At 70.7% G+C, this 21,586-nt stretch carries 21 protein-coding genes; 7 read left to right on the forward strand and 14 right to left on the reverse strand.

All coding sequences use genetic code 11. The annotated features are described in order from the left end of the window. Positions 1 to 33: 33 nt before the first annotated feature. Entirely contained in the window at positions 34 to 954 is a 921-nt protein-coding gene (locus tag OG746_RS21230; RefSeq protein WP_266716784.1) for a LysR family transcriptional regulator, read from the reverse strand. 153 nt (positions 955 to 1,107) lie between these two features. Between OG746_RS21230 and OG746_RS21235 the strand changes: the two genes are divergently transcribed. Together OG746_RS21235 and OG746_RS21240 are read left to right on the forward strand one after the other, a co-directional pair. Next, entirely contained in the window at positions 1,108 to 2,436 is a 1,329-nt protein-coding gene (locus tag OG746_RS21235; protein ID WP_266716786.1) for a CitMHS family transporter, read from the forward strand. A gap of 26 nt (positions 2,437 to 2,462) precedes the next feature. Beyond that, positions 2,463 to 4,037 (forward strand): CocE/NonD family hydrolase, encoded by a 1,575-nt coding sequence (locus OG746_RS21240; RefSeq protein WP_266716788.1) that lies wholly within the window; start codon positions 2,463 to 2,465, stop codon positions 4,035 to 4,037. 6 nt (positions 4,038 to 4,043) lie between these two features. Here the strand turns inward: OG746_RS21240 and OG746_RS21245 are convergent, their stop codons facing one another. The 4 genes from OG746_RS21245 to OG746_RS21260 are packed head-to-tail and all read right to left on the reverse strand — an operon-like array spanning position 4,044 to position 7,956. Beyond that, complete coding sequence (locus OG746_RS21245) at positions 4,044 to 4,862, reverse strand: SDR family NAD(P)-dependent oxidoreductase (RefSeq protein WP_266716790.1); 819 nt, start codon at positions 4,860 to 4,862, stop codon at positions 4,044 to 4,046. Further along, on the reverse strand, positions 4,862 to 5,782 hold the full coding sequence (locus OG746_RS21250) for an HpcH/HpaI aldolase/citrate lyase family protein (protein WP_266716792.1): 921 nt from the start codon (positions 5,780 to 5,782) through the stop codon (positions 4,862 to 4,864). Before OG746_RS21250 ends, OG746_RS21245 begins: the two co-directional genes overlap by 1 nt. Continuing rightward, positions 5,782 to 6,978 carry a CaiB/BaiF CoA transferase family protein gene (locus OG746_RS21255; protein WP_266716794.1) on the reverse strand — a complete coding sequence of 399 codons (1,197 nt, stop codon included), beginning with the start codon at positions 6,976 to 6,978 and terminating at the stop codon, positions 5,782 to 5,784. The genes OG746_RS21250 and OG746_RS21255 overlap by 1 nt, the downstream gene beginning before the upstream one ends. Before the next feature lie 9 nt (positions 6,979 to 6,987). Beyond that, a complete protein-coding gene (locus OG746_RS21260) occupies positions 6,988 to 7,956 on the reverse strand; it encodes a TIGR03621 family F420-dependent LLM class oxidoreductase (RefSeq protein WP_266716796.1) in 969 nt (322 codons plus the stop codon). A gap of 71 nt (positions 7,957 to 8,027) precedes the next feature. Between OG746_RS21260 and OG746_RS21265 the strand changes: the two genes are divergently transcribed. From OG746_RS21265 to OG746_RS21285, 5 genes are all read left to right on the forward strand, one after another. Continuing rightward, the gene (locus tag OG746_RS21265) at positions 8,028 to 8,882 is read left to right on the forward strand and encodes an enoyl-CoA hydratase/isomerase family protein (protein ID WP_266716798.1); all 855 of its coding nucleotides are present in this window, start codon (positions 8,028 to 8,030) and stop codon (positions 8,880 to 8,882) included. Between the two features lie 96 nt (positions 8,883 to 8,978). After that, positions 8,979 to 10,265, forward strand: coding sequence for an aromatic ring-hydroxylating oxygenase subunit alpha (locus tag OG746_RS21270; protein ID WP_266716800.1), 1,287 nt, complete (start codon positions 8,979 to 8,981; stop codon positions 10,263 to 10,265). Next, on the forward strand, positions 10,265 to 10,606 hold the full coding sequence (locus OG746_RS21275; RefSeq protein WP_266716802.1) for a hypothetical protein: 342 nt from the start codon (positions 10,265 to 10,267) through the stop codon (positions 10,604 to 10,606). The genes OG746_RS21270 and OG746_RS21275 overlap by 1 nt, the downstream gene beginning before the upstream one ends. A 20-nt stretch (positions 10,607 to 10,626) precedes the next feature. Continuing rightward, positions 10,627 to 11,544: a PaaX family transcriptional regulator gene (locus OG746_RS21280; protein ID WP_266716804.1), complete on the forward strand. Its 918-nt coding sequence runs from the start codon at positions 10,627 to 10,629 to the stop codon at positions 11,542 to 11,544. Further along, positions 11,541 to 12,308: an SDR family NAD(P)-dependent oxidoreductase gene (locus OG746_RS21285; RefSeq protein WP_266716806.1), complete on the forward strand. Its 768-nt coding sequence runs from the start codon at positions 11,541 to 11,543 to the stop codon at positions 12,306 to 12,308. The genes OG746_RS21280 and OG746_RS21285 overlap by 4 nt, the downstream gene beginning before the upstream one ends. On the opposite strand, the gene OG746_RS21290 is transcribed toward OG746_RS21285, so the two are convergent. From OG746_RS21290 to OG746_RS21330, 9 genes are all read right to left on the reverse strand, one after another. Then, positions 12,293 to 13,084, reverse strand: a complete 792-nt coding sequence (locus tag OG746_RS21290) for an enoyl-CoA hydratase/isomerase family protein (RefSeq protein WP_266716808.1) — start codon at positions 13,082 to 13,084, stop codon at positions 12,293 to 12,295. The genes OG746_RS21285 and OG746_RS21290 overlap by 16 nt on opposite strands. Continuing rightward, positions 13,081 to 14,298 (reverse strand): CaiB/BaiF CoA transferase family protein, encoded by a 1,218-nt coding sequence (locus OG746_RS21295; RefSeq protein WP_266716810.1) that lies wholly within the window; start codon positions 14,296 to 14,298, stop codon positions 13,081 to 13,083. Before OG746_RS21295 ends, OG746_RS21290 begins: the two co-directional genes overlap by 4 nt. Further along, on the reverse strand, positions 14,295 to 15,761 hold the full coding sequence (locus OG746_RS21300; protein ID WP_266716812.1) for an aldehyde dehydrogenase family protein: 1,467 nt from the start codon (positions 15,759 to 15,761) through the stop codon (positions 14,295 to 14,297). The genes OG746_RS21295 and OG746_RS21300 overlap by 4 nt, the downstream gene beginning before the upstream one ends. An 84-nt stretch (positions 15,762 to 15,845) precedes the next feature. Continuing rightward, positions 15,846 to 16,613 (reverse strand): SDR family NAD(P)-dependent oxidoreductase, encoded by a 768-nt coding sequence (locus tag OG746_RS21305; RefSeq protein WP_266716814.1) that lies wholly within the window; start codon positions 16,611 to 16,613, stop codon positions 15,846 to 15,848. Next, the gene (locus OG746_RS21310) at positions 16,610 to 17,602 is read right to left on the reverse strand and encodes an NADPH:quinone oxidoreductase family protein (protein ID WP_266716816.1); all 993 of its coding nucleotides are present in this window, start codon (positions 17,600 to 17,602) and stop codon (positions 16,610 to 16,612) included. Before OG746_RS21310 ends, OG746_RS21305 begins: the two co-directional genes overlap by 4 nt. Before the next feature lie 4 nt (positions 17,603 to 17,606). Beyond that, positions 17,607 to 18,386, reverse strand: a complete 780-nt coding sequence (locus OG746_RS21315; protein WP_266716818.1) for an enoyl-CoA hydratase-related protein — start codon at positions 18,384 to 18,386, stop codon at positions 17,607 to 17,609. Continuing rightward, positions 18,383 to 19,408, reverse strand: coding sequence for a phosphotransferase family protein (locus tag OG746_RS21320; RefSeq protein WP_266716820.1), 1,026 nt, complete (start codon positions 19,406 to 19,408; stop codon positions 18,383 to 18,385). The genes OG746_RS21315 and OG746_RS21320 overlap by 4 nt, the downstream gene beginning before the upstream one ends. After that, complete coding sequence (locus OG746_RS21325) at positions 19,405 to 20,709, reverse strand: acyl-CoA dehydrogenase family protein (RefSeq protein ID WP_266716822.1); 1,305 nt, start codon at positions 20,707 to 20,709, stop codon at positions 19,405 to 19,407. The genes OG746_RS21320 and OG746_RS21325 overlap by 4 nt, the downstream gene beginning before the upstream one ends. Before the next feature lie 5 nt (positions 20,710 to 20,714). Beyond that, a complete protein-coding gene (locus OG746_RS21330; protein ID WP_266716824.1) occupies positions 20,715 to 21,563 on the reverse strand; it encodes an NAD(P)-dependent oxidoreductase in 849 nt (282 codons plus the stop codon). Positions 21,564 to 21,586: the final 23 nt, after the last annotated feature.

The raw sequence follows: 21,586 nt of genomic DNA on the forward strand, positions 1-21,586 counted from the left end.
GAGTCGGTGTGGGAGGAAGTGGAAGCTCCTGGCTCAGGCCCAGGTGACTCCGGGGGGCAGCTCGTTGTGCCGGGAGCGGAACTCCTGCAAGGTCTCGAGGAACCGGTCGGCCGCCAGGGGGAGCGGGCGGCGGGCGCGTACGGCGATGTCGAGGCGGCGATGGACGGTCGGCTCGACCAGCGGCCGCTGCACGAACGGGCCGGTGCCCAGCAGCGGCAGGACCAGCGCGGGCATCGCGGTGACCCCGAGGCCCGCCGCGACGAGCCCGCCGACCGTGGCGACATTGCCCGCCTCGGCGGCCGGCGCGGACCCCGCGCCGATCTGGGCGAACGCGGCATCGGTGAGACGCCGCACGCTGGAGTCGGGGCCGACCGCGAGGAACGGCTCGCGGGCCAGGTCGTCCCACGTGACCTCGGCGCGCTCGGCCAGCGGATGCTCCTGGGGCAGCACCGCCACGAACCGGTCGCGCACCAGCGGCCGGTGCTCCAGCTGCCCGGACGGTTCGCCCGTGGTGATGGCGAAGTCGGCGTCCCCGGACAGCACCCGGCTCAGCACGGACTGCTCGAGCCCGTCCATGAGCTGCACCGTCACCTGCGGCCGCTGGCGCCGGAAGTCGAGGATCACCCGCGGCAGCAGCACCGCGGCGACGGACGGCAGGGTGGCGACCGCGACCGTGCCCGACTCGCCCAGCAGGAAGCGCTCCAGCTCCTTCATGCCGGAGCGGTGGGCGTTCACGATCTGCTCGGCTATGCGCAGCGCCTCGACGCCCGCCGCGGTCAACTCCACGTTGCGAGTGTCGCGTTCCATGAGGCGGGCCCCCAACTGCCGCTCCAGGTCCGCCACCGCGCGGCTGAGCGAGGACTGGGAGACACGTAGGTGTGTCGCGGCCGCCGTGAAACTGGCCGCGCGGGCCACGGCGGCGTAGGCCGTGAGTTGACGCAGAGTGCTGTCCATGGCGAGGGACCCTACGTGCCGGCCCGCGCCATGGATACGGAAACCGATGCGGCAACCGCATGGATAGATCTCGGTTTGATGCTGGACGCCGATACGCCGCCGCTCCGACACTCATCGGCGAGAACACGCGGATCGAGAAGGTGAGCGAGAACCATGCTGGCAGCGCTGGGATTTACGACGATCGGCCTGTTCCTTGTGCTCACCATGACCAAACGGGTCTCCGTCCTGGTGGCCCTCGTGCTGCTGCCGGTCCTCGCGGCCCTCGTCGGCGGATTCGCCGGGGACATGGGCGACATGATCCTCGAAGGCCTGGAGACGGTGGCCCCCACCGGCATCATGATCGCCTTCGCGGTCCTCTACTTCACCTTGATGGTCGACGCCGGACTCTTCGACCCGCTCATCAACGGCATCCTGCGGCTCGCCCGCAACGATCCGGCACGGATCGCGGTCGGCACCGCCGTCCTCACGATGTGTGTGTCACTCGACGGCGACGGCGCGTCGACGTTCCTCATCACCGTCTCCGCGCTGCTGCCCGTCTACAAGCGCCTGGGCATGAGCCCGCTCGTGCTGTCCGGTGTGGTGTGTCTGGGCGCGGGCGTGATGAACATGGTGCCGTGGGGCGGGCCGACGGTGCGAGCCATGGCGGCGCTGAAGCTGGACAGCTCGGAGGTCTTCACACCGGTGCTGCCTGCGATGGCCTGCGGGATCGTGTGGGTGCTGCTCGCCGCGTACTGGATCGGCCGCCGGGAACGCCGCCGCCTCGGCGCGGTGCCGGCCCAGCGCGAGGGTCGGCAGGAGGCCGGAGCCCACATCGCCGGTGACGGCCCCGGCACCCCGCTGATGCCCGCGGCCACCCGCCCTCCCCTTCCGCTCACCGTGTTCAACGCCGTGCTGACCGTCGTCCTGATCGTGGCACTGGTCCTTCAGGTCATGCCGCTGCCCGTGCTGTTCGCGGTCGCCTTCGCCCTCGCGCTCGTCGTCAACCACCCGCGCTGGGAGCAGCAGCAGGCACTCTTGGAGAAGCACGCCAAGAGCGTGGTCCTGGTCACCACGATGATTTTCGCGGCGGGTGTTTTCACCGGTGTCCTCACCGGCACCAAGATGATCTCCGAGATGGCGGAGGCGCTCGTTTCCGTCGTGCCCGATTCCCTCGGCGGCCATCTCGCGCCGCTCGTCGCCGTCACCGGCATGCCGCTGAGCCTGGCCTTCACCCCGGACGCCTACTACTTCGGGGTGCTGCCCGTCCTCTCCCACACGGCATCCGGGTTCGGCGCCGACCAGGCGGAGATCGCCCGCGCCGCCATCCTCGGCCAGATGACCACCGGCTTCCCGCTCAGCCCGCTCACCGCCTCCACCTTCATCCTCGTCAGCATGAGCGGCGTCCAGCTCGGCGAGCACCAGCGCTTCATCTTCCGTTGGGCGTTCGGCACGACGCTCGTGATGACGGCGGCGGCGCTCGCCACGGGCGCCATATCCCTCTGACGTCCCACGGCAAGGAGCTCACTCCCATGGAGATCACCGAATTCACCCCGAGCCGCCGCACGGTGTGTGCCCTCGCCGGGGCCGGCGCACTGACCGCGGCACTCGGTCCGGCCCGCGCCGCCGTGGCCGCGAGCCCCGGCACGCTCACCGACCCCTTCTTCTCGTACGACAGACCGGCCGACTACGGAGTCGTACGCGAGGACGTCAGAGTGCCGTTGCGCGACGGCAGTCACCTGGCCGCTCAGCTGTACCGGCCCGCCGCCCCGGACGGTAAACCGGCCACCGGCCACTTCCCGGGCATCGTCCACGAGTTCACCGCCTACGCCGCCAACCTGGAGGGCTTCGGTGACGCGGCCGCCTACTTCGTTCGCCGCGGCTACAACGCGCTCGTCTGCCAGGCGCGCGGATCCGGAGCGTCACCCGGCACGGTCGACCCCTTCGGCCCGCAGGAACAGCGCGACAACTACGACACCATCGAATGGCTCGCCCGGCACCCCGGCTGCACCGGAGACATCGGTCAGATGGGCATCAGCTACGGCGGGCACACCAGCCTCCTCGTCGCCGTGAACCGGCCCCCGCACCTCAGGGCGATCATCCCGACCAACGCCCTGCACGACTGGTACGAGAACACCATCTACCGCGGTGGCATCTACTCCCCGCGCATCCGCGACTGGCAGCAGTCCACTGCCCCCGCCACTCTCCAGACCTACGCCGCACACCCGCTCTACGACGACTTCTGGCGCGGCCGCAGCGTCCAGACCCGCTGGGACCGGCTCACCGTCCCCACCCTCGAGATCAACGGCTGGTACGACCGCTACCGCGACGGCATGGTCAAGAACTACCTGGCCCGGCCCGACAACGTGTGGCTCGTCTCCGGGCCCTGGGACCACGGGGATCCCGGGACCCAGTACGCGGGCATCGGCCCGGGCGCGTACCTGGCCTGGTGGGACCGGTGGCTCGGCGGTGACCGGCGGGCGCCGCTGCCGACCGCGCACGTCACCTCGTACGAGATCCCCGGCCCGGGGGCGGGCAGCGGCTGGAAGCAATTCGAGCAGTGGCCGCCGCGCGACGCACACGCCCTGACGCTGGCGCTGCGCCGGGACGGCTCCCTCGGGCCCGAGCCCGGGGCAGCGGGGGAGACCGCGTTCGAGGTCAACACGGGGACCGCCGCGCCGCGCGATGACCAGCAACTCCTCTTCATTACCGCTGAGTTCCCCCGCGATGTGGTGCTCGCCGGTGACGGCACCGCAACGGTCCGTGCCGCGTTCACCGCCCCCGACGGCAATATCGCCGCCGTGTTGTACGACGTGGCGCCGGACGGCACCCGCACCCGGATCACGGCGGGCTGGCTCAAGGCGAGCCACCGCCACGGGCACACCGCACTCGCTCCGGTGACACCCGGCAGGTACCACGACCTGGTGGTGCACATCTGGCCGACCCACTATCGGATCGCGGTGGGGCACCGGCTGGCGCTCCGGGTGTCGAGCGACGACTATCCGGAGATCGACTCGGACGTACCGGCGGGCCGGGTGACGTTGGGCGTAGGTGCACGTGGCTCGACGCTGCGGCTCACGGTGCGGGCGGCAGGGCGGAACGGCTGAGCGCGCTCACGCGTCACCGCCCTCGATGTCCGCGAGCAGCGCCGCGACCCGTGCCCGGGCCCGCTCCACCACACCCCCGCCGGGCGCGACATGCACCCGCCCCGCCTCGACGGCGTCGAGCGCTGCTTCCGCCACCTCGCGGGGCGACAGGATGCCGCCGCGGTTGTCGGCCATACTCCGCATCGAGGCCGGGGTACCCGGCGGCAGACGGATCGCGCCCAGCGCCTCGGAGTTGCGGCCGAGAGGCGTGTCGACCAGGCCGGGGCAGAGGACGGTGGCGCCGAGCGTGGGGGCGACCCGCTTCAGTTCCTCGTCGAGTGTCTCGGTCAGACCGACGACCGCGTGCATGGTCGTCGTGTACGGGGTGCGGTCGGGCAGCGGAGCGAGGCCGCCCGAAGAGGCGGTGTTGAGGAAGTGTCCCGCGCCCCGCTCGATGAGCAGCGGGGCGAAGGCGCGGACGCCGTGCACGACGCCGAGCACCTTCACGCCGATCATCAACTCCCAGGTGCGGGAGGTCTGTTCCCACAGGGGTGCGGCGGGGGAGACGACGCCCGCGTTGTTGCAGACCAGGTCCACCCGCCCGTACGCGGTCATCGTCCGGTCGGCCAGCGTCCGCACCGACGCCTCGTCGGCGACGTCCGCGACCACCGCCGTGACCTCGGCTCCCGCCTCCGCCAGTGATGCCCGCGCCTTGGCCAGCCCCTCCTCGCGCACGTCCGAGATGACGACGCGGACGCCGCGTGCGGCGAGGACCTCGGCGAGGCCGTGGCCGATGCCGCTGGCGCCGCCGGTGATGACGGCTACGTGGTCGTTCGCTATACGCATCAGAACTCCGTACGTCGAGGGGCGGCTCTGTCCAGCACGTTCGTCGCGAGCTTGATGTGTGCCGCGTCCACCAGGCGGCCGTCGTGTCCGATCGCGCCCGTGCCCTCCGCCTCGGCCCTGCGGTAGCGTGCGATGAGGTCCTCGGCGGCGGTCACCTCCTCCTTGGCCGGCGTGAACACCTCGTTGGCCAGCGGTACTTGGGACGGGTGGATCGCCCACTTGCCGTCGAAGCCGAGCAGGGCGGCCTGCGTGGCGGACGCGCGGTACGCCTCCGGCTCGCCGTACGCCGGGAACGGTGCGTCGACCGCGGCGACACCCGCGGCGCGGGCAGCCGTGAGTACTTGGGTGCGGGCGAAGTGCCAGAAGTCGCCGGGGTAGGGGCCGAGCGGATCGAAGTTGCCGTCGACGCGGGATTGGAGCGACACGGAAAGATCACCGGCGCCGAGGATCAGGGCCTCCACCCGGGGGCTGGAGCGGGCGATCTCCAGGGCGTTCGCGAGTCCTTCCGCCTCCTCGATGAGGACCTCCACAGCGATCCGCCGCTCAAGGCGCAGTTTCTGCTCCAGTTGTGTCAGGAGGACGTCGACCCACCAGACGTCGCGCGCGGTGCGCACCTTGGGCACGATCACCACGTCCAGCGCGTCGCGCGCCCCGGTGACGACCTCGATGAGGTCGTCGTGACACCAAGGGGTGTCCAGGCCGTTGATGCGGACGGCGCGCAGGGTCGGGCCCCAGTCCTGTTCGGTGAGCGCGGTGACGGCGATGGCGCGGGCGGACTCCTTCACCGCCGGTGCGCACGCGTCCTCCAGGTCGAGGAAGACCAGGTCGGCGCCGGATACCGGGGCCTTCGCGCACATGCGCTCGCTGCTCGCGGGCGTGGCCAGTTCGGAGCGGCGGGGCCGACGTGTGTGCGTACCCATCAGATCGTCCCTCCGGCGCGCAGTTCGTCGATCTTGGCGGGGGAGAGGCCGAGCAGTTCGCCGTAGACGGCATCGTTGTCCGCCCCCAACGGTCGGCCGAGGTAGGCCACTTGGCCGGGTGTCTCGGTCAGGCGTGCCACCGGTGTCTGCACTGTGACCTTCCCGAAGTCGGGGTCCGGCATCTCCACGAACGTGCCGCGGGCCCGCAGGTGTGCGTCCGCCAGCAGGGCCGGAGCGTCGTACACCGCGGTCGCCGCCGCCTCGGCCGCCTCGAACGCGGTCATGGCCTCGTCGAGGGTGTGCCGGCCCACCCAGTCGGCCACGGCCTCGTCGACCTCCGCCGCCCGCTCCTGGCGACGTACGGGATCCCTGTAGTCGGGGTCCTCCGCCATGTCCGCGCGGCCGACGGCCCGGAACACCCGGGCGGCGATGCTGGGCGAGGCGCTGGAGATGGCCAGCCACCGGCCATCGGCTGTGCGGTAGGTGTTGCGAGGTGCGCTGGCCGGCAGCATGTTGCCCGCCCGGCCCTTCACCAGGCCGAGCTGGTCGTAGGCCAGGGTTCCCGTCTCCAGGAGCCGGGTGAGCGGTTCGACGAGGCTCACATCGACGAGCTGGCCCTCCGCGCCGTGCACGTCGCGATGGTAGAGCGCCATCATCACCGCGTACGTCGCCGCCAGCCCTGCCACACCGTCGGCCAGCATGAACGGCGGCAAGGTGGGCGGTCCGTCGGGCTGGCCCGTCTGGTGGGCGAAACCGCTCATCGCCTCGGCGAGGGTGCCGTAGCCGGGACGGTCACTCTTCGGGCCGCCACTTCCGTATCCGGTGATGTGGGCCATGACGACGTGCGGGTGCGCTGCGTGGACGGAGTCGTAGTCCAGCCCCCAACGGGCCAGCGCGCTCGGCCTGTTGCCCGCGACCAGGACATCGCTGACCTCCAGGAGGCGGTGCAGGAGGTCCTGGCCCGCCTCGGTGCGCAGGTCGAGCGTGGTGCACTTCTTGTTGCGGGCGATGCTCTTCCACAGCAGGCCGATGCCGTCGCGGCGGTCGCCCCACGTGCGCATCGGGTCGCCCGAACCGGGCTGTTCCACCTTGATGACCTCCGCGCCGAACTCGCCGAGCGTTGTGGCCACGGTGGGGCCCGCGGCGAGGGTGGCGATCTCGACGACGCGCAGGCCGTGCAACGGGCCATGTGTCATGGCGCCTCCTCAGGTCCCGGTGAGCCGCGCGACCACAGGGGCGAAGCGCTCCGCCTCGCCCTGCTGCACGGTGATGTAGTTGGCGCCGAAGCGCTCGCGCCGCTCCCGGAGGCGGTCGACCACCTGGTCGAGCGTGCCGATGAGCACGTTGGGGTGGTCGAGCAGGCCCTCCGACGGAACACCCAGTCTGTGTGCCACACGGTCCGCCGCGGACGCGGAATCATCAGTGACCCGTGCGAAGAACGGTGAACTCTCCACCTCCAGAGAGGAGATGCGTCCGCCCGCCGCCTCCCGCACCAGGCCATAGCGGTGCGCGGCTTCCTCGGCGGGCGTGCGGCCTGCGTCGTTGTGCGCGGCGAACGGTACGTTCGCGAGGCTCACGATGTCGGCCTCGCGCGCCGCGAACGACAGCACCCGGCGCTTGGAACCCCCGATCATGATGGGTGGATGCGGGCGCTGTACCGGCAGCGGCAGACCTGCGTGGTCGATCGCGGTCACATGCTTGCCCCGCACGTCCAGCGACTCACCGCCCCACTGCGCCTTCACCAGCGCGACCACTTCGACGAGCTTGTCCACGCGCCGCCCCGCGGGCGCGAACTCAAGGCCCATGGCCCGGTATTCGGGCGCGCTCCACCCCGCGCCGATGCCGAACTCGAGTCGCCCGTCGGAGAGCAGATCGATCGTCGCGGCCTCCTTCGCCAGGACGTTCGGCACGTGATAGTCGACGCAGAACACCCGGCAGCCGACCCGCAGCGTGTCCGTCACGGCCGCCGCCGTGGCGAGCGCCGCGACGGGCGCCAAATGCTGGGCGGGCCAACGGGCTTCACGCTGGGCCGGACCGGGCCCGAGGTAGTGGTCGGCGAGGAACAGGGTGCTGTAGCCGAGGTCCTGTACGGAGCGCGCCGTGTCGCGCCACTCCTTCGCGGATGTTGCCTTCGTCGCCTGGACGGCGAACCTGAATGGCTGCACACTTGTCACGCAACTCACGATAACTGTCCAGCAGTTGGGGCGCCATGCTCCGACCGCGGCGAACGGAATTGGGAGGGCATGTGGTCAAGCGCGCACGTTTCGCCGAGTACCAGGACCGCTACCGCAACTATCGCTTCGAGCTGAGCGAGGAAGGCATCCTGTTCATGCAGTGCCACACCGAGGGCGACAGCCTGGTGTGGGACTGGAAGGCGCACGACGACATGGCCGACGCCTTCGCCGACGTGGCGGGCGACCGCGAGATCAAGGTCCTCATCCACACGGGTACGGGCGCCAACTACAACGCTGACTGGGGTCGGTTGCCGAACGGCGAGCTCCCCGACCCACCCATGTACGACGCCATGCCGGGCGTGCGCGGACTGCGCAAGCTCGACGAGAAGGCCTGGTACAACCGCAACCTCATGTGGAACGTCCTCGACGTCGACGTACCCATGATCAGCGTGGTGAACGGGCCCTGCAACATCCACTCCGAGGTCCCGCTGATGGGTGACATCGTGCTGGCCTCCGAGGACGCCTACTTCCAGGATGTGTCGCACTTCCCGCGCGGCCAGGTCCCCGGCGACGGGCAGCATGTGATCTGGCCGTTCCTCGTCGGCCACAACCGCGCCCGCTATTTGCTGCTCACCGGGAAGCGGCTCGGCGCGCAGGAGGCCAAGGAGTGGGGCGCCGTCGCCGAGGTGCACCCCAAGGATGCGGTCCTGGACCGGGCCTGGGAGCTGGCGCGGGAACTCGCCAAGCGCCCGTACCTGGTCCTGCGCTACACGCGGCAGTTGTTCACGCAGAACCTCAAGCGCGCCTTCCTCGACGAACTCGGGCACGGTCTGGGGCGCGAGACCTACGCCCAGCAGGAGTTCTTCCCGTTCGGCGGCGGCATGGCGCCCCTGGACCGGGCGTACGACGACGAGCCGTGGAGCTGAACCGACCCGTAAATGCACGACAGTTGTGTGGCGTACTCCACCTCTAACTGTCTACTATCAACTCACGGTGACGCGTGACCCGAGAGGACATGGTCCATGACGGAACTTCAGGAACGACTGGCCACCGGCAAAGGCAAGTTCACTCCGAACTACCCCGAACTCGGCACTGGCCCCGTCTCGTACGAGGACTGCGTCTCGACCGAGTTCTTCGAGGCGGAACGCGCCGCGATCTTCCAGCGGTCCTGGCTCTACGTCGGCCGCTCCGAGCAACTGGCCCGCAGGGGCTCATACTTCACCCGCGAACTGCCCGGCAGCCTCGCCTCGATCGTGGTGACCCGCGGTGCCGACGACCAGGTGCACGCCTTCCACAACGTCTGCGCGCACCGCGGCAACAAGGTCGTATGGCAGGAGCACCCGCAGGAGGAGAGCGCCGGGATGTGCCGGCAGTTCCACTGCAAGTACCACGGCTGGCGCTACGGGCTCGACGGGCAGGTCACGCACATCACGAACGAGCAGGAGTTCTTCGACCTCGACAAGAAGCGGCTGCGGATGCCGCCCGTGCACTGCGAGGAGTTCGCCGGCTTCGTCTTCGTCAATCTCGCCGAGGACCCGGTGCCGCTGCGCGCCTACCTCGGTGACCGGCTGCTCGAACTGGAGCAGTACCCCTTCGAGAAGATGACCCGGCGCCACGGCTTCCGCGCCCACATCAAGGGCAACTGGAAGCTCGCCGTCGACTCGGTGTGCGAGTGGTACCACCCGCCGTACGTGCACGCCCGGTTCATCGACAAGGACGTCGCCAAGGCCGAGAAGATGGTGCCGCCCGTCGACGCCTACCACTACGACCTGTTCACCCCGCACATGCTCACCTCGGTGCCGGGGCCGCCGCCGCTGCCGCCGCGCGAACCCGGTGTCCTCGGGCCCGCCTCGAACGATCAGAAGTGGGTGTACCGACTCTTCCGCGCCGGATTGTTCGGGCCCGACGACGTGCCCGACATCGGGCCGCTCCCGGAGTTCCTCAACAAGGGCCGGATCAAGTCCTGGGGCAACGACCAGTTCTGGCTCTTCCCCAACCTCTCCGTGCAGGTCTGGGCCCGCGGCTTCTACATCACGTACACCTACTGGCCCGAGAGCGCCGACTCGCACATCTACGACATCGACCTGTACTTCGTGCCGCCCGAGAACGCCCAGCAGCGGCTCGCGCAGGAACTCGTCGTGGACAGCACCATCGAGTTCGCCATGCAGGACGTCAACACCATCGAGGCCACCCACTCGGGACTCAAGTCCCGCGCCAACCGCGAGTTCCACCTCAGCGACCAGGAACTGCTCATCCGGCACTTCCACAAGACCGTCCGCGACACCGTCGACGCCCACCAGGAGGCGTGATGACCACCACCGAACGGCTCCTGCCGGAGGGTTACGGCGAGCTCGAACCCTACGTCGACGACTGGGCGCTGCCGACCCGGCAGGAGCGCTACGACATGCGCCTGACGAAGGACATGACGGAACTCGGCGCCTTCTACGACGCGATCGCGCCGCGCGCCGAAGAGGCCATCGCCCACCTCGACGGCCACGACCTCGATGCCCTCCCCGAACCCGAACTGCGCCTGCTGCGCCTGCTGTTCTCGATGATCCTCGTCAGTTACGCGGTGAACGTCTTCGAGCAGCCGAGCATCCCCGATGCCGGCGCGGCCTTCTTCGACACCCTCGTCGAGCCCGCGGTGTGAGGCCACGTACGCTCACGCCGATGAATGCGCAGACTCTCGCCGACGTCGACCTGCCGCGCGCGCAGACGGGCGCCAACCCCCAGCACCTGGTCCTCGGCCTCTTCACCGACCACTGGTTCCAGGCCGAGGACGCCCTGCCGTCGGCGGCGCTCGTGGCGCTGCTGGGCGACTTCGGGATCACCCCCGTCAGCGCCCGCGCCGCAATCGGACGGCTGGCCCGGCGCGGCGTCCTCGATGTCCACAAGGACGGGCGCCGCACCTACTACCGGCCCGCGCCGAGCGCGGTGCGCCCGCTGGAACAGCTGCAGCGCCGCATCGTGAACTTCGGTGCGCGGGAGCGGGCGTGGGACGGACTGTGGACCACGGTGATCTTCTCGGTGCCCGACGACCAGCGCGACGCACGCCACGCCATCCGGCGGCGGCTCGGCTTCCTCGGGTACGCCGCCGTGTACGACGGGGTGTGGATGTCGCCGCACGCCGACCACGACCAGACCGTCGAACTGCTGGAGAGCATCGGGGTGCGCAGCGCCACCGTGCTGCGCTCGACCCTCACCCACGCCCAGGGCGCCGGCGACCCGCTGGGCGCGTGGGACCTCGACGCGATCCAGGCCGCCTACCAGGACTTCATTGCCGAGTACACCCCGCTCCTGAACCGGGTGGTCGGCGGGCAGGTCGGCTCGGCGGAAGCGCTCGTGGCCCGCACCACCGTCAAGGACGTGTGGCGCGAGCTCGTCGGCACCGACCCCGAACTCCCGGCCAATCTCCTGCCGGAGGGCTGGCCCGGCCGCGCCGCGCGATCGGTGTTCGCGCAGATCTACGACACGCTCGGACCGCTCGCCGAGGTCCGCGTCCGCCAGCTCGTGGCCGAACGGCATCCGGCGCTCGCCGCGCAAGTGGGACATCGCACCACGGACGACGACAAGGAGCCGCCACCATGAGCATCAGCAGTGCCGCAGACGGTCTCGCCGGCAAGGTCGCCGTCGTCACCGGCGCCGGATCGGGCATCGGCCGGGCGACCGCCCTGCTCTTTGCCGAACACGGCGCGAAGGTCGTCTGCGCTGACCGCAGCGGCGAACAGGACGCCGTGGCAAAGGAGATCGGAGGCGGTGCCGCCCTCGCTGTGCACGCCGACGTCTCGGTCTCCGTCGACGTACAGCACATGATCGGCGCTGCGGAGGAACACTTCGGGCGCCTCGACGTCCTCTTCAACAACGCCGGCTTCGGCGGCCCCCGAAAACCGCTCGCCGAGCAGGACGAGGCCACCTTCGACGATGTCATCGCCGTCAACCTCAAGGGCGTCTTCCTCGGCATGAAGTACGGCATCGCCGCCATGCTGCGTACAGGTGGCGGCTCCGTCGTGAACACCGCGTCGTCCGCCGCCCTCGTCGGCTGGAAGAAGCACTCCGTCTACGCGGCAGCCAAGGGCGGAGTCGTCCAGATGACGAAGTCCGCCGCACTCGACTACGCGACTCAGGGCATCCGCGTCAACGCCGTGTGCCCCGGCATGACGTGGACGGGGCTCTCCGGCGCGAGCACGGAGAACCCCGTGCCGCCGCCCGACGCCGTGATGAAGGCGCAGCCCATGCACCGCTGGGGACTGCCGTCCGAACTGGCCGCCGCCGTGTTGTTCCTGGCGAGCGACGCGTCGTCGTTCGTGACGGGGGTGGCGCTGCCGGTCGACGGCGGCTACGTGGTGGGCTGATCCGGCACCCAGTCGGGCTGTCGCTTCTCCATGAACGCCCGCATGCCCTCCCGCGGTTCGGGCGACTCCTCCAGTGCCCAGAACATGGTCTGGTGGTCGATGACGCCGTACCGCTCGTTGAGCATCCGCTTGACGTGCATCCGGGCCATCGGCGGCGTCCGCAGCACCTCCCGCGCCGCCGCCAGGGCCTCCTCCCGCAGCGACTCGTGCGGCACGACGCGTGAGACGAGACCGATCCGCAGCGCCTCCGCCGCGTCGAAACGCCGTGCCGACAGCAGCAGATCACGGGCGACCGCCACCCCCACATGCGCGGGCAGCGCCGCCGCGAACGTCGCGTCCGGGATGCCGCGCAACAGCTCCGGAACCCGGAACGTCGCCCGGTCACTGACCACCGCGATGTCCGCCATCATCGCGATCAGCAGACCGCCGGCCTGACAGATCCCGTTCACCGCGGCGATCACCGGGGCGCGCGACTCCCGGATGGCGGTGAACGGCAGGATGTCGTGGCCGACGGCGGACACGTCCGCGTCTCCGGGGTTCGCCCGGCCGCCCAGATCCCCGCCGGGCGCGAACACATCGTCCGTGCCCGTGATGATCAGCGCGGCCAGTTCCGGATCTGCGTTGACGAGACGCACCGCCCGCTTGATTCCGAAGTACATCGCCGGGGTCAGCGCGTTCCGCGCCTCGGGCCGATCGATGTGACACCACGCGATGACACCGTCCCGCTCCAGGCGCAGTCCGCTCGTCCCCAGATCCCGCTCCGCCGCACCGCTCACGTGACCGCGCCCGCCTCTTTCAGGGCGAGGATGCGGTCCCAGTCCATGCCGAGTTCGAGCAGGATCTGCTCGGTGTGCGCGGCGAACTCGGGCGCGGGGTCCAGGTGGTCGAGCGGCTCGGCCTCGAACTGAACAGGGCTGGCGGCGAGTTCGAGGTTTCCGGCACGAGTCACGTACTTGTTGGCGCGCACCTGGACGTCCTCGCCGACCTGGACCGAGTCCTGGACGGGAGCCCACGGACCGGACAGGGTGACGAAGCGTTCGGCCCACTCGGCGAGCGGCCGGGTCGCGATGATCCCGCGGAGCAGTGCGACACCTTCCTCGGCGTGCTCGGCGATCAGCTCGGCCGTCGCGAAGCGCGGGTCGTCGGCAAGGTCGGGCCGGTCGACGTGCCGGCACACGTCCGCCCAGTACTTCTGCGGCTGCAGCATCACCAGGGACAGGTACCGGTCGTCGGAGGTGCGGTAGATGCCACTGAGCGGGTTGGCCATGCCGTTCGGCCCGCCCGGCATCGCCATCACCCACGGCTGCTTCTTCGCCCGCGCGAGCGCGATGCCGTGACCCATCGCCCACACACCACTGCCGAGGAGAGACACATCGACCACGGCCCCCTCGCCCGTACGCTCCCGCCGCACCAGCGCGGCCGCGATCCCGCCCGCGAGATTCGTCCCGGAGATGGTGTCCCCGTACGCGGGCACCGGCAGTGGCAGGATCCCGTCGATGGCCTCGGGAGTGATGCTCGCGGCGGCCGACGAGCGCGCCCAGAACGCCGTCATGTCGTAGCCGCCCTTGTCGGACTCCGGGCCCAGCGGGCCGAAGGCACTGCCGCGGGCGTACACGATGTCCGGCTTGATCGCGCGGATGTCCTCGGGTTCGATGCCGAACCGGTGGCGCGCCCGCGGGAGGAAGCTGGTGAGGAACACATCGGCTCCCGCGACGAGTTCGTGCAGCACCTCCAACCCCTCCGGCTTCGAGATGTCGAGCCCGAGACTGCGCTTGCCGCGATTGGCGTGCTCGATGTTCGGGTTGGGCTCGCCCTCCTCGATGACGAACGCGCCGGTCCGGCGCAGGCCGCGCTGCGGATCCCCGTTCACCGCGTGCTCGATCTTGATGACATCCGCGCCCCAGTCCGCGAGGACGGCGCCGCCCGCGGGCACGAAGCCGTACATCGCGACCTCGATGACCCGGATACCTTCCAGAGGCTTCACACTCACTTGGCCACCGCCCCAAAGGTCTTCGTCTCCAGGAACTCCGCGAGCCCTTCGAGCCCGTACTCGCGGCCGACCCCCGACTGCTTGTAGCCGCCGAACGGGCTGTCGGGAGCGAAGTAGTTCCCGCCGTTGATGCTGAACGTGCCGCTGCGGATGCGCCGCGCCACGCCCACCGCGCGCTCGTCGGACGCGGAGAAGACCGCCCCCGAGAGGCCGTACGCCGAGTTGTTGGCGATCCGGACGGCGTCGGCCGCGTCATCGGAGTTCTCGTACGGGATGACGGACAGCACCGGGCCGAAGATCTCCTCCTGCGCGATCTCGCTGTCCGGGTCCACTCCGGCGAGCAGCGTCGGCTTGTAGAAGCACCCGGGTCCTGGCACCCGCTCGCCGCCGCACACCAGCTTCGCCCCGTCGGCGACGGCACGCTGGACCATCGCGTCCACCTTGTCGCGCTGCCGCTCATTGATCAGTGGCCCCATGTACGTCGCGGGATCGGCCGGTTCGCCGACCGGGATGCGGGCGAGGCCCTGGGCGACCATGTCGACGACCTCGTCGTGCCGCTCGCGGGGGACGAGGAGGCGGGTGCAGATGGCGCAGCCCTGACCGGCGTGGCTGCACGACATGAACGCCGCCATCATCGACGCCGTCTGTAGGTCGGCGTCGTCCAGCAGCACCATGGGGGACTTCCCGCCGAGCTCCAGGAAGACCCGCTTGACCGTCCCGGACGCGGCGGCCATGATCCGGCGGCCCGTGGCGGTCGACCCGGTGAAGGTGACGACGTCGACGTCCGGGTGCGTCGTCATCAGCTCACCGGCCGCGGCGCCGGAAGAGGCGAGCACGTTCACGACGCCCGGGGGGATGTCGGTGTGCTCGGCGATCAGCTCACCGAGCGCCAGGGTGATCAGCGGGGTGTCCGGGGCGCCCTTGAGTACGACGGTGCAACCCGCTGCCAGGGCCGGGGCGAGCTTGGCCAGGGCGATCTGGTTCGGGTAGTTGTACGGGATGATCGCCGAGACCACCCCGGCGGCCTCCTTCTCCACCCAGCGCCGGTGCCGCGCGCCGCGCGCCTCGGCGACCCCGAGGTCCCGGCTGAACTCGTATGTCGGCAACAGGTCCGCGTACCAGCGCACGACCCCGATCGGCTCCTCCAGCTGGGCGCCCGCCGTCAGCTGGTGCGGGGCGCCCACCTCGGCGATCGTCAGCGCCCGCAGCTCTTCCTTGTGGTCGACGAGTGCCCGGTGCAGCTGGTCCAGGCAGCGCGCGCGGAAGTCCCGGTCCGTGGCCCACGACGTGGTGTCGAAGGCATGCCGTGCGGCGACGATCGCGGCCTCGGCCTCGGCCGGGCCTGCGTCGGGGGCGTGGCCCACGACGGCGCCCGTGGCCGGGTTGACGGAGGCGAAGGTGGTGGCGGCGCCGGTGAGCCGGCCGCCTATCAGCAGCCGCCGGTCGGGGGCTTTGTCGGTCATGTGCGGTACGCCTCCTGCGTTGATACCGATGTCTTGTGAGGCCGGAGATTCGGTGTGCCGGGTGTCTTGCTGAGGTCGGTGGGGTCAGACCTTGCGGGTGATGCCGCCGTCGACGCGGATGATCGCGCCGGTGGTGAAGCTGGACGCCGCGGACGCCAGATGCACGGCCAGCGGGGCGACCTCCTCGGGGCGGCCCATGCGGCCGAGTGGTACGAACGGCGCCTCGTCGGGGTCCTCGGGCGCCCAGCCGCGCGACAGATCGGTGAGGAAGGGGCCCGGCAGGATCGCGTTGACCCGCACCTTCGGCGCGTACACCTCCGCGAGTCCCACGGTGAGTGCGTTGAGGCCCGCCTTGGCGCAGGCGTAGGGGAGTTCACGGGTGCTGGCGGTCAGCGAACCGGCCGTCCCGACGTTGATGACCGAGCCACCGTCGTGCTCCGCCATATGGGTCGCCGCGAGGACGGCGAGCCGGAACGGGCCCTTCAGGTTCACCGCGAGGGTCTTGTCGTACAGCTCCTCGCCGATGTCCTTCAGATCCGTGTACAGCGGTGACATGCCCGCGTTGTTGACGAGTACGTCGAGTCGGCCGAGCCGGTCAAGGGTCTCGCCGACGAGCCGGTCGCAGTCGTCCCAGCGTCCCGCGTGGAAGGCGACCGCCTCGGCGCGCCGCCCGGCCTCCTTGGTGATCTCGGCGGCCGCCGTCTCGCAGGCGTCCAGCTTGCGGGAGGCGATCACCACGTCGGCGCCCGCCTCCGCGAGAGCCCCCGCGATGGCGCGGCCGATGCCACGGGAACCGCCGGTGACGACGGCGACCTTGCCGGTGAGGTCGTGGAGTGCGGCCAGACTGTTCACAGCGATGTGTTCCCTTCGTCTCCCACGCGGATGACGACCTTCCCGACAGCCTCACCGTCCGCCACGCGGCGCAGCGCGGCCGCGGTGTCCGCGAGCGGGAACTCGGCGCCGATGTGCGGACGTACGGCGCCCACGGCGAAGAGGCGGCGTAGCCGTTCCTCGTTCGCCTCGAACTTGACGGACAAGTGCGCAGCCAGGTCGCGCAGTTGGAAGCCCGTCACCTGAACTCCCTTGAGCAGTACGAGGTTCAGTGGCAGCCGCGGGATCCCGGCGGCGAAGCCGATGCTGACGAACCGGCCGCCCCAGCGCACCGACCGCAGCGCCGGCTCGGCGAGTGTGCCGCCCACCGGGTCGAGCACCACGTCCGCGCCGGCCGGCAGCGCCTCCTTGAGTGCGGCCCGCAGTCCGCCTCCGCGATGGTCGATCAGCACCGTCGCGCCCTGCGCCTTCGCCGTCTCCAGCTTCCGCGCCGACGAGGCCACCGCCGTGATCCGCGCCCCGGCGAGCGCGCCCAACTGCACGGCGGCCAGGCCCACTCCACCGCCCGCGCCGAGCACCACGAGCTCCTGCCCGGCCGCGATCCCGGCCACCGTGTGCAGCGCGTGGTAGGCGGTGCGGTGCGCCACGCCGAACGCCGCGGCCTCGGCGAGATCCACGCCGTCCGGTGCCGGGGTCACCGACCGCGCCGCCACCACGGCCCGCTCCGCGAACGCCCCGACCATCGTCGTCCCGGACACCCGGTCCCCGACCCGGATCCCGCTCACGTCATCGGCGACCGCCTCGACCACCCCGGCGAACTCACTGCCCGGCACGAACGGCGGCGCCACCGGGAGCTGGTACTCCCCGGCGACGAGCAGTACGTCCGGGTAGTTGACGGCTGCCGCGCCGACCCGTACGCGCACCTGCCCCGCCCCGAGAGCGGGCACGGGCACGTCGGCGACCCGGACGATCTCCGGTGGCCCGTAGGCCGTGCACTGTGCCGCTTTCACCGGGTCAGCACCCCCGCCACACGGGTGCGCGCTTGTCCATGAACGCGGCCGCGCCCTCCTTCGCGTCCTCGCTCGCGAAGACGGAGCGCTGGAGCTCCTTCTGTCGGGCTGCGGCGCGGTCCGGGTCGGTGAGCGTCGTGCGGACCAGCTCCTTGGCGGCGGCCAGGCCCAGCGGCGCGTTCGCCGCGATGCGCCCCGCCAACTCCAATGCCGCGGACAGAACTTGATCGGCGCCGACGACTGTGTTCACCAGGCCGATCTCGCGCGCCCGGTGTGCGTCCACCGGGTCCCCGGTCAGTACCAGCTCCAGTGCGTGGGCCAACGGGATCCGGGTGCCGAGCGCCGCCCCGCCACCGGCCGGGAACAGTCCGCGCTTGACTTCGGGAAAGCCGAACTTCGCGGCGTCCGAGGCGACCACCACGTCGCAGGCGAGCAGCAGCTCCATGCCGCCGCCGAGCGCGCTGCCGTTGGCGGCGCCCACCACGGGAAGCGTGATGCCGCCCTCGATGAGGCGTTGGTAGGCGGCCCGCCCCGGATCGTCGCCGAGCCCCATGTGCGCACCGTTCGCGAACGCGCGCAGGTCCATGCCGGGGCAGAACACGCGGTCGCCGCTGCCGGTGAGCACCACGGCCCGAATGTCGGAGTCGGCCTCCGCCGCCAGCAGCGCGTCCCCCAGGGCGCCCATCAGCTCGGGCGTGAGGGCGTTGCGAGCCTCGGGCCGGTTGAGGCGGGCCACGAGGACGTTCCCCGTCCGCTCTCGTACGAGCACCTTCTCGTCGCTCATCCCCGATACCCCGACGTCTCGGCGAGGTCCGCGGCCTCACGCATCAGCTTGAGGGTCAGCGGCCCGTACGCCTGAAGCTTGGGATCATCGCCGGCCCGTTGGAATCCCTGCTCCAGGACGATGGCGAGCTTCCATTTCGCCAGTACGGCGTAGTAGTCGAAATCGTCGACCTGCCGGCCCGACAACTCCGCGTACCGAGCGAGGAGTTCGTCGCGCGAAGGCATGCCGGTCAGATCCACGTAACCGGACGTGGCGGCCTCGGGCGCGGCCGTGTTCTCGGGCCAGCTGTGCAGCATCCACGCCAGGTCGAGCTTGGGGTCGCCGACCGTGCCCATCTCCCAGTCGACGACCGCCGCGAGCCGGGCGGGGGCGCCGTGCCGGAACATCACGTTGGCGAACTGGTAGTCGCCGTGCATCAGCCCCGGCCTGTAGTCGAGCGGCTTGTGGGCGCGCAGCCACGCAGACGCCTCGTCGAGCCCCGGAATCTCGCGGGTCCTGACGCGCTCCAGGAATGACGTCCAGCGGTCCACCTGCCGCTCGTGGAAACCGTCGGGTCGGCCGAGGTCGGTGAGGCCCTTGGCCCGCCAGTCGACCTTCGACAACAACGCGATGCCGTCCGTGAGTTGCTCGGCGAGGCCGCGACGTGCGGCGGCGTCGGAGGCGAACGGCTCGGGCCACTTCCTGTCGGTGAGGTTCATCGGGGACCAGCCGTCCACGAACCCCATGAGGTAGAAGGTCCGGCCGAGCACCGACGGGTCCGTGCACACGACGACCGCCGGGGTGTGCGGCACATCGGTGCCCGCGAGGGCCTCGATGATCCGCCACTCGCGGTGGATGCCCTGGTCGCGGGAGGCGGGCGCGGTGGGCGGCGGGATACGCAGCGCGCAGTGCAGCGGACCGCGCCGGATCTCGTAGATCTCGTTCTGGGTACCGCCGGAGACGAAGGAATGGGTCAGCGGGTCGCCCTTGCCGGGCAGGTCGAGGCCGTCCAGCCAGGTCGCCAGGCGTTCGATGTCGATCACAGCTCTCCCTCCGCCGCGTCGAAGTACGCGGCGTACTTGGCGACGGCCGCCTCCCGGCGCGTGGGCAGATGGCCGGACGGCCACAGTCCTTCCACGGCTTGGTAGTTGCGCAGTACCTGGCGGGCGACGGTCACCTTGTGGACCTCGGTGGGGCCGTCGGCCATGCCCATGACCCCGGCGCCGAGCAGCATTTTCTGGAACGGCATCTCGTTGCTCATCCCCAGCGCCCCGTGCACCTGGGCCGCGCGCTGCGCGATGTCGTGCAGCACCTGCGGCATGACGACCTTCACGGCGGCGATGTCCTTGCGCACCTTCCTGTAGTCGTTGTGCTTGTCGATCGACCAGGCGACGTACAGCACGAAGAGGCGGAACTGGGTGAGCTGGGCGTAGGAGTCGGCGACGTAGCCCTGCACGAACTGCTTGTCGGCGAGCACCCCGTCCCGTGTGCGGCGGCTCAGCGCCCGCTCGCACATCATGTCCAGGGCCTTCTTCGCGTGGCCGATGGTGCGCATCGCGTGGTGCACGCGGCCCCCGCCGAGTCGCGTCTGGGCGATGACGAAGGCCTGACCAGGGCCGCCCAGCAACGCCGAGTCCGGGACGCGTACGCCGTCGTAGTGGATGAGTGCGTGGGCGCCGCCGCCCATCGGCTCGTCACCAAGGCCGACGTTGCGTTCGATGCGGATGCCCGGAGTGTCGGCCGGCACCAGGAACATCGACATGCCCTTGTACGGTCCCGCCTCCGGGTCGGTCACCGCCATGACGATGAAGAACGCGGCGGTGCGGGCGTTCGAGGAGAAGAACTTCCAGCCGTCGATCACCCAGCCGTCGTCCCCGTCACGGACCGCCCGCGTCTCGAACAGGGCCGGGTCGGAGCCCGCCTGCGGCTCGGTCATCGAGTAGCAGGAGAACACCTCGCCGTCGAGCAGCGGCCGCAGGTATGTCGCCTTCTGCTTCTCGGTGCCGTAGTGGGCGATGATCTCGGCGTTTCCGGTGTCCGGGGCCTGGCAGCCGAAGATGATCGGCGCCCATTCGGAGCGACCCAGGATCTCGTTGAGCAGGGCGAGCTTCAGTTGTCCGTAGCCCTTGCCGCCGAGTTCGGGGCCGAGGTGGGCGGCCCACAGTCGATGGCGGCGCACCTCGTCCTTCAAGGGATCGACAATCTTGCGGAGTTCGGGGCCCGGCGGGGTGAACTGCTGCCCCGGAAAGGCCAGATCGAGGGGCTCGACCTCTTCACGTACGAAGGTGTCGGCCCAGTCGAGCAGCTTCTGGAACTCGGGGTCCGTCTCGAAGTCCCATGACATGGGGGCTACTCCTTGTCCGTCGTGAGCGGCGCGCCCATGCGCTCCAGGGCTGCTCGGGCCTGGGCGAGGACGTCCTCCGTGGCTTCGGCGGCCTCGGTGGGGGAGTCGTCGACGAGGGAGCCCATCAGGCGTACGTCCTTGCCGAGCAACCCGCCCGCGACGGCGCCCATGCGGGTCGGATCGCAGCCCGAAGCGGCGAGCCTGCCGAGCGCGAAGCTGGCGGCGCTGCCGTGCCCGGCGACCTCGGCGAACCGCTCCGGCTCGACACCCAGCCGCTGCCCGAGCGCGAGCGCACTGGCGGCGATCCCGAAGGTGGCGGTGAACAGCGTGTTGTTGAGGAGCTTGGTGACCTGCCCGGCGCCCAGCGGGCCGAGGTGCACGACCGGGTCGCCGTACGCCGCGAAGACAGGGCGGCAGCGCTCCACCGCGTCGCTGTCGCCGCCTGCCATGACGAGCAGCTTCCCCTCGCTCGCGGCCGGGCCGCCGCCGCTGACCGGCGCGTCCACCACGTGCGCCCCGCGCTCCGCGGCGAGCGCGCCCAGGCTGCGGCAGGTGTCGGGGTGGACAGTGCTGTGCACCGCGAGCACCGCGCCGGGACGCAGGCCCGCCAGGACACCGGACTCGCCGAGGACGACCTCCTCCACGTCGGCGTCGCCCACGACGCACACACCGACGACGTCGCAGGCCGCAGCCAACTCGGCCGGTGTGTCCGCCACTTCGGCCTTCGTCCCCGCGAACGGCTCAAGCGATTGCGGGCGGCGCGCCCACAGGGTCAGTGGGAGCCCGGCGTCCAGGATGCGCCGCGCCATGGGGGCACCCTGGCTGCCCAGGCCGATGAAACCGGCGTGTGTCACGTGTCCTCCAACGCGAGAGATGG

The sequence above is a fragment of the Streptomyces sp. NBC_01016 genome (genome assembly GCF_026341035.1).
Classification (GTDB): Bacteria; Actinomycetota; Actinomycetes; order Streptomycetales; family Streptomycetaceae; genus Streptomyces.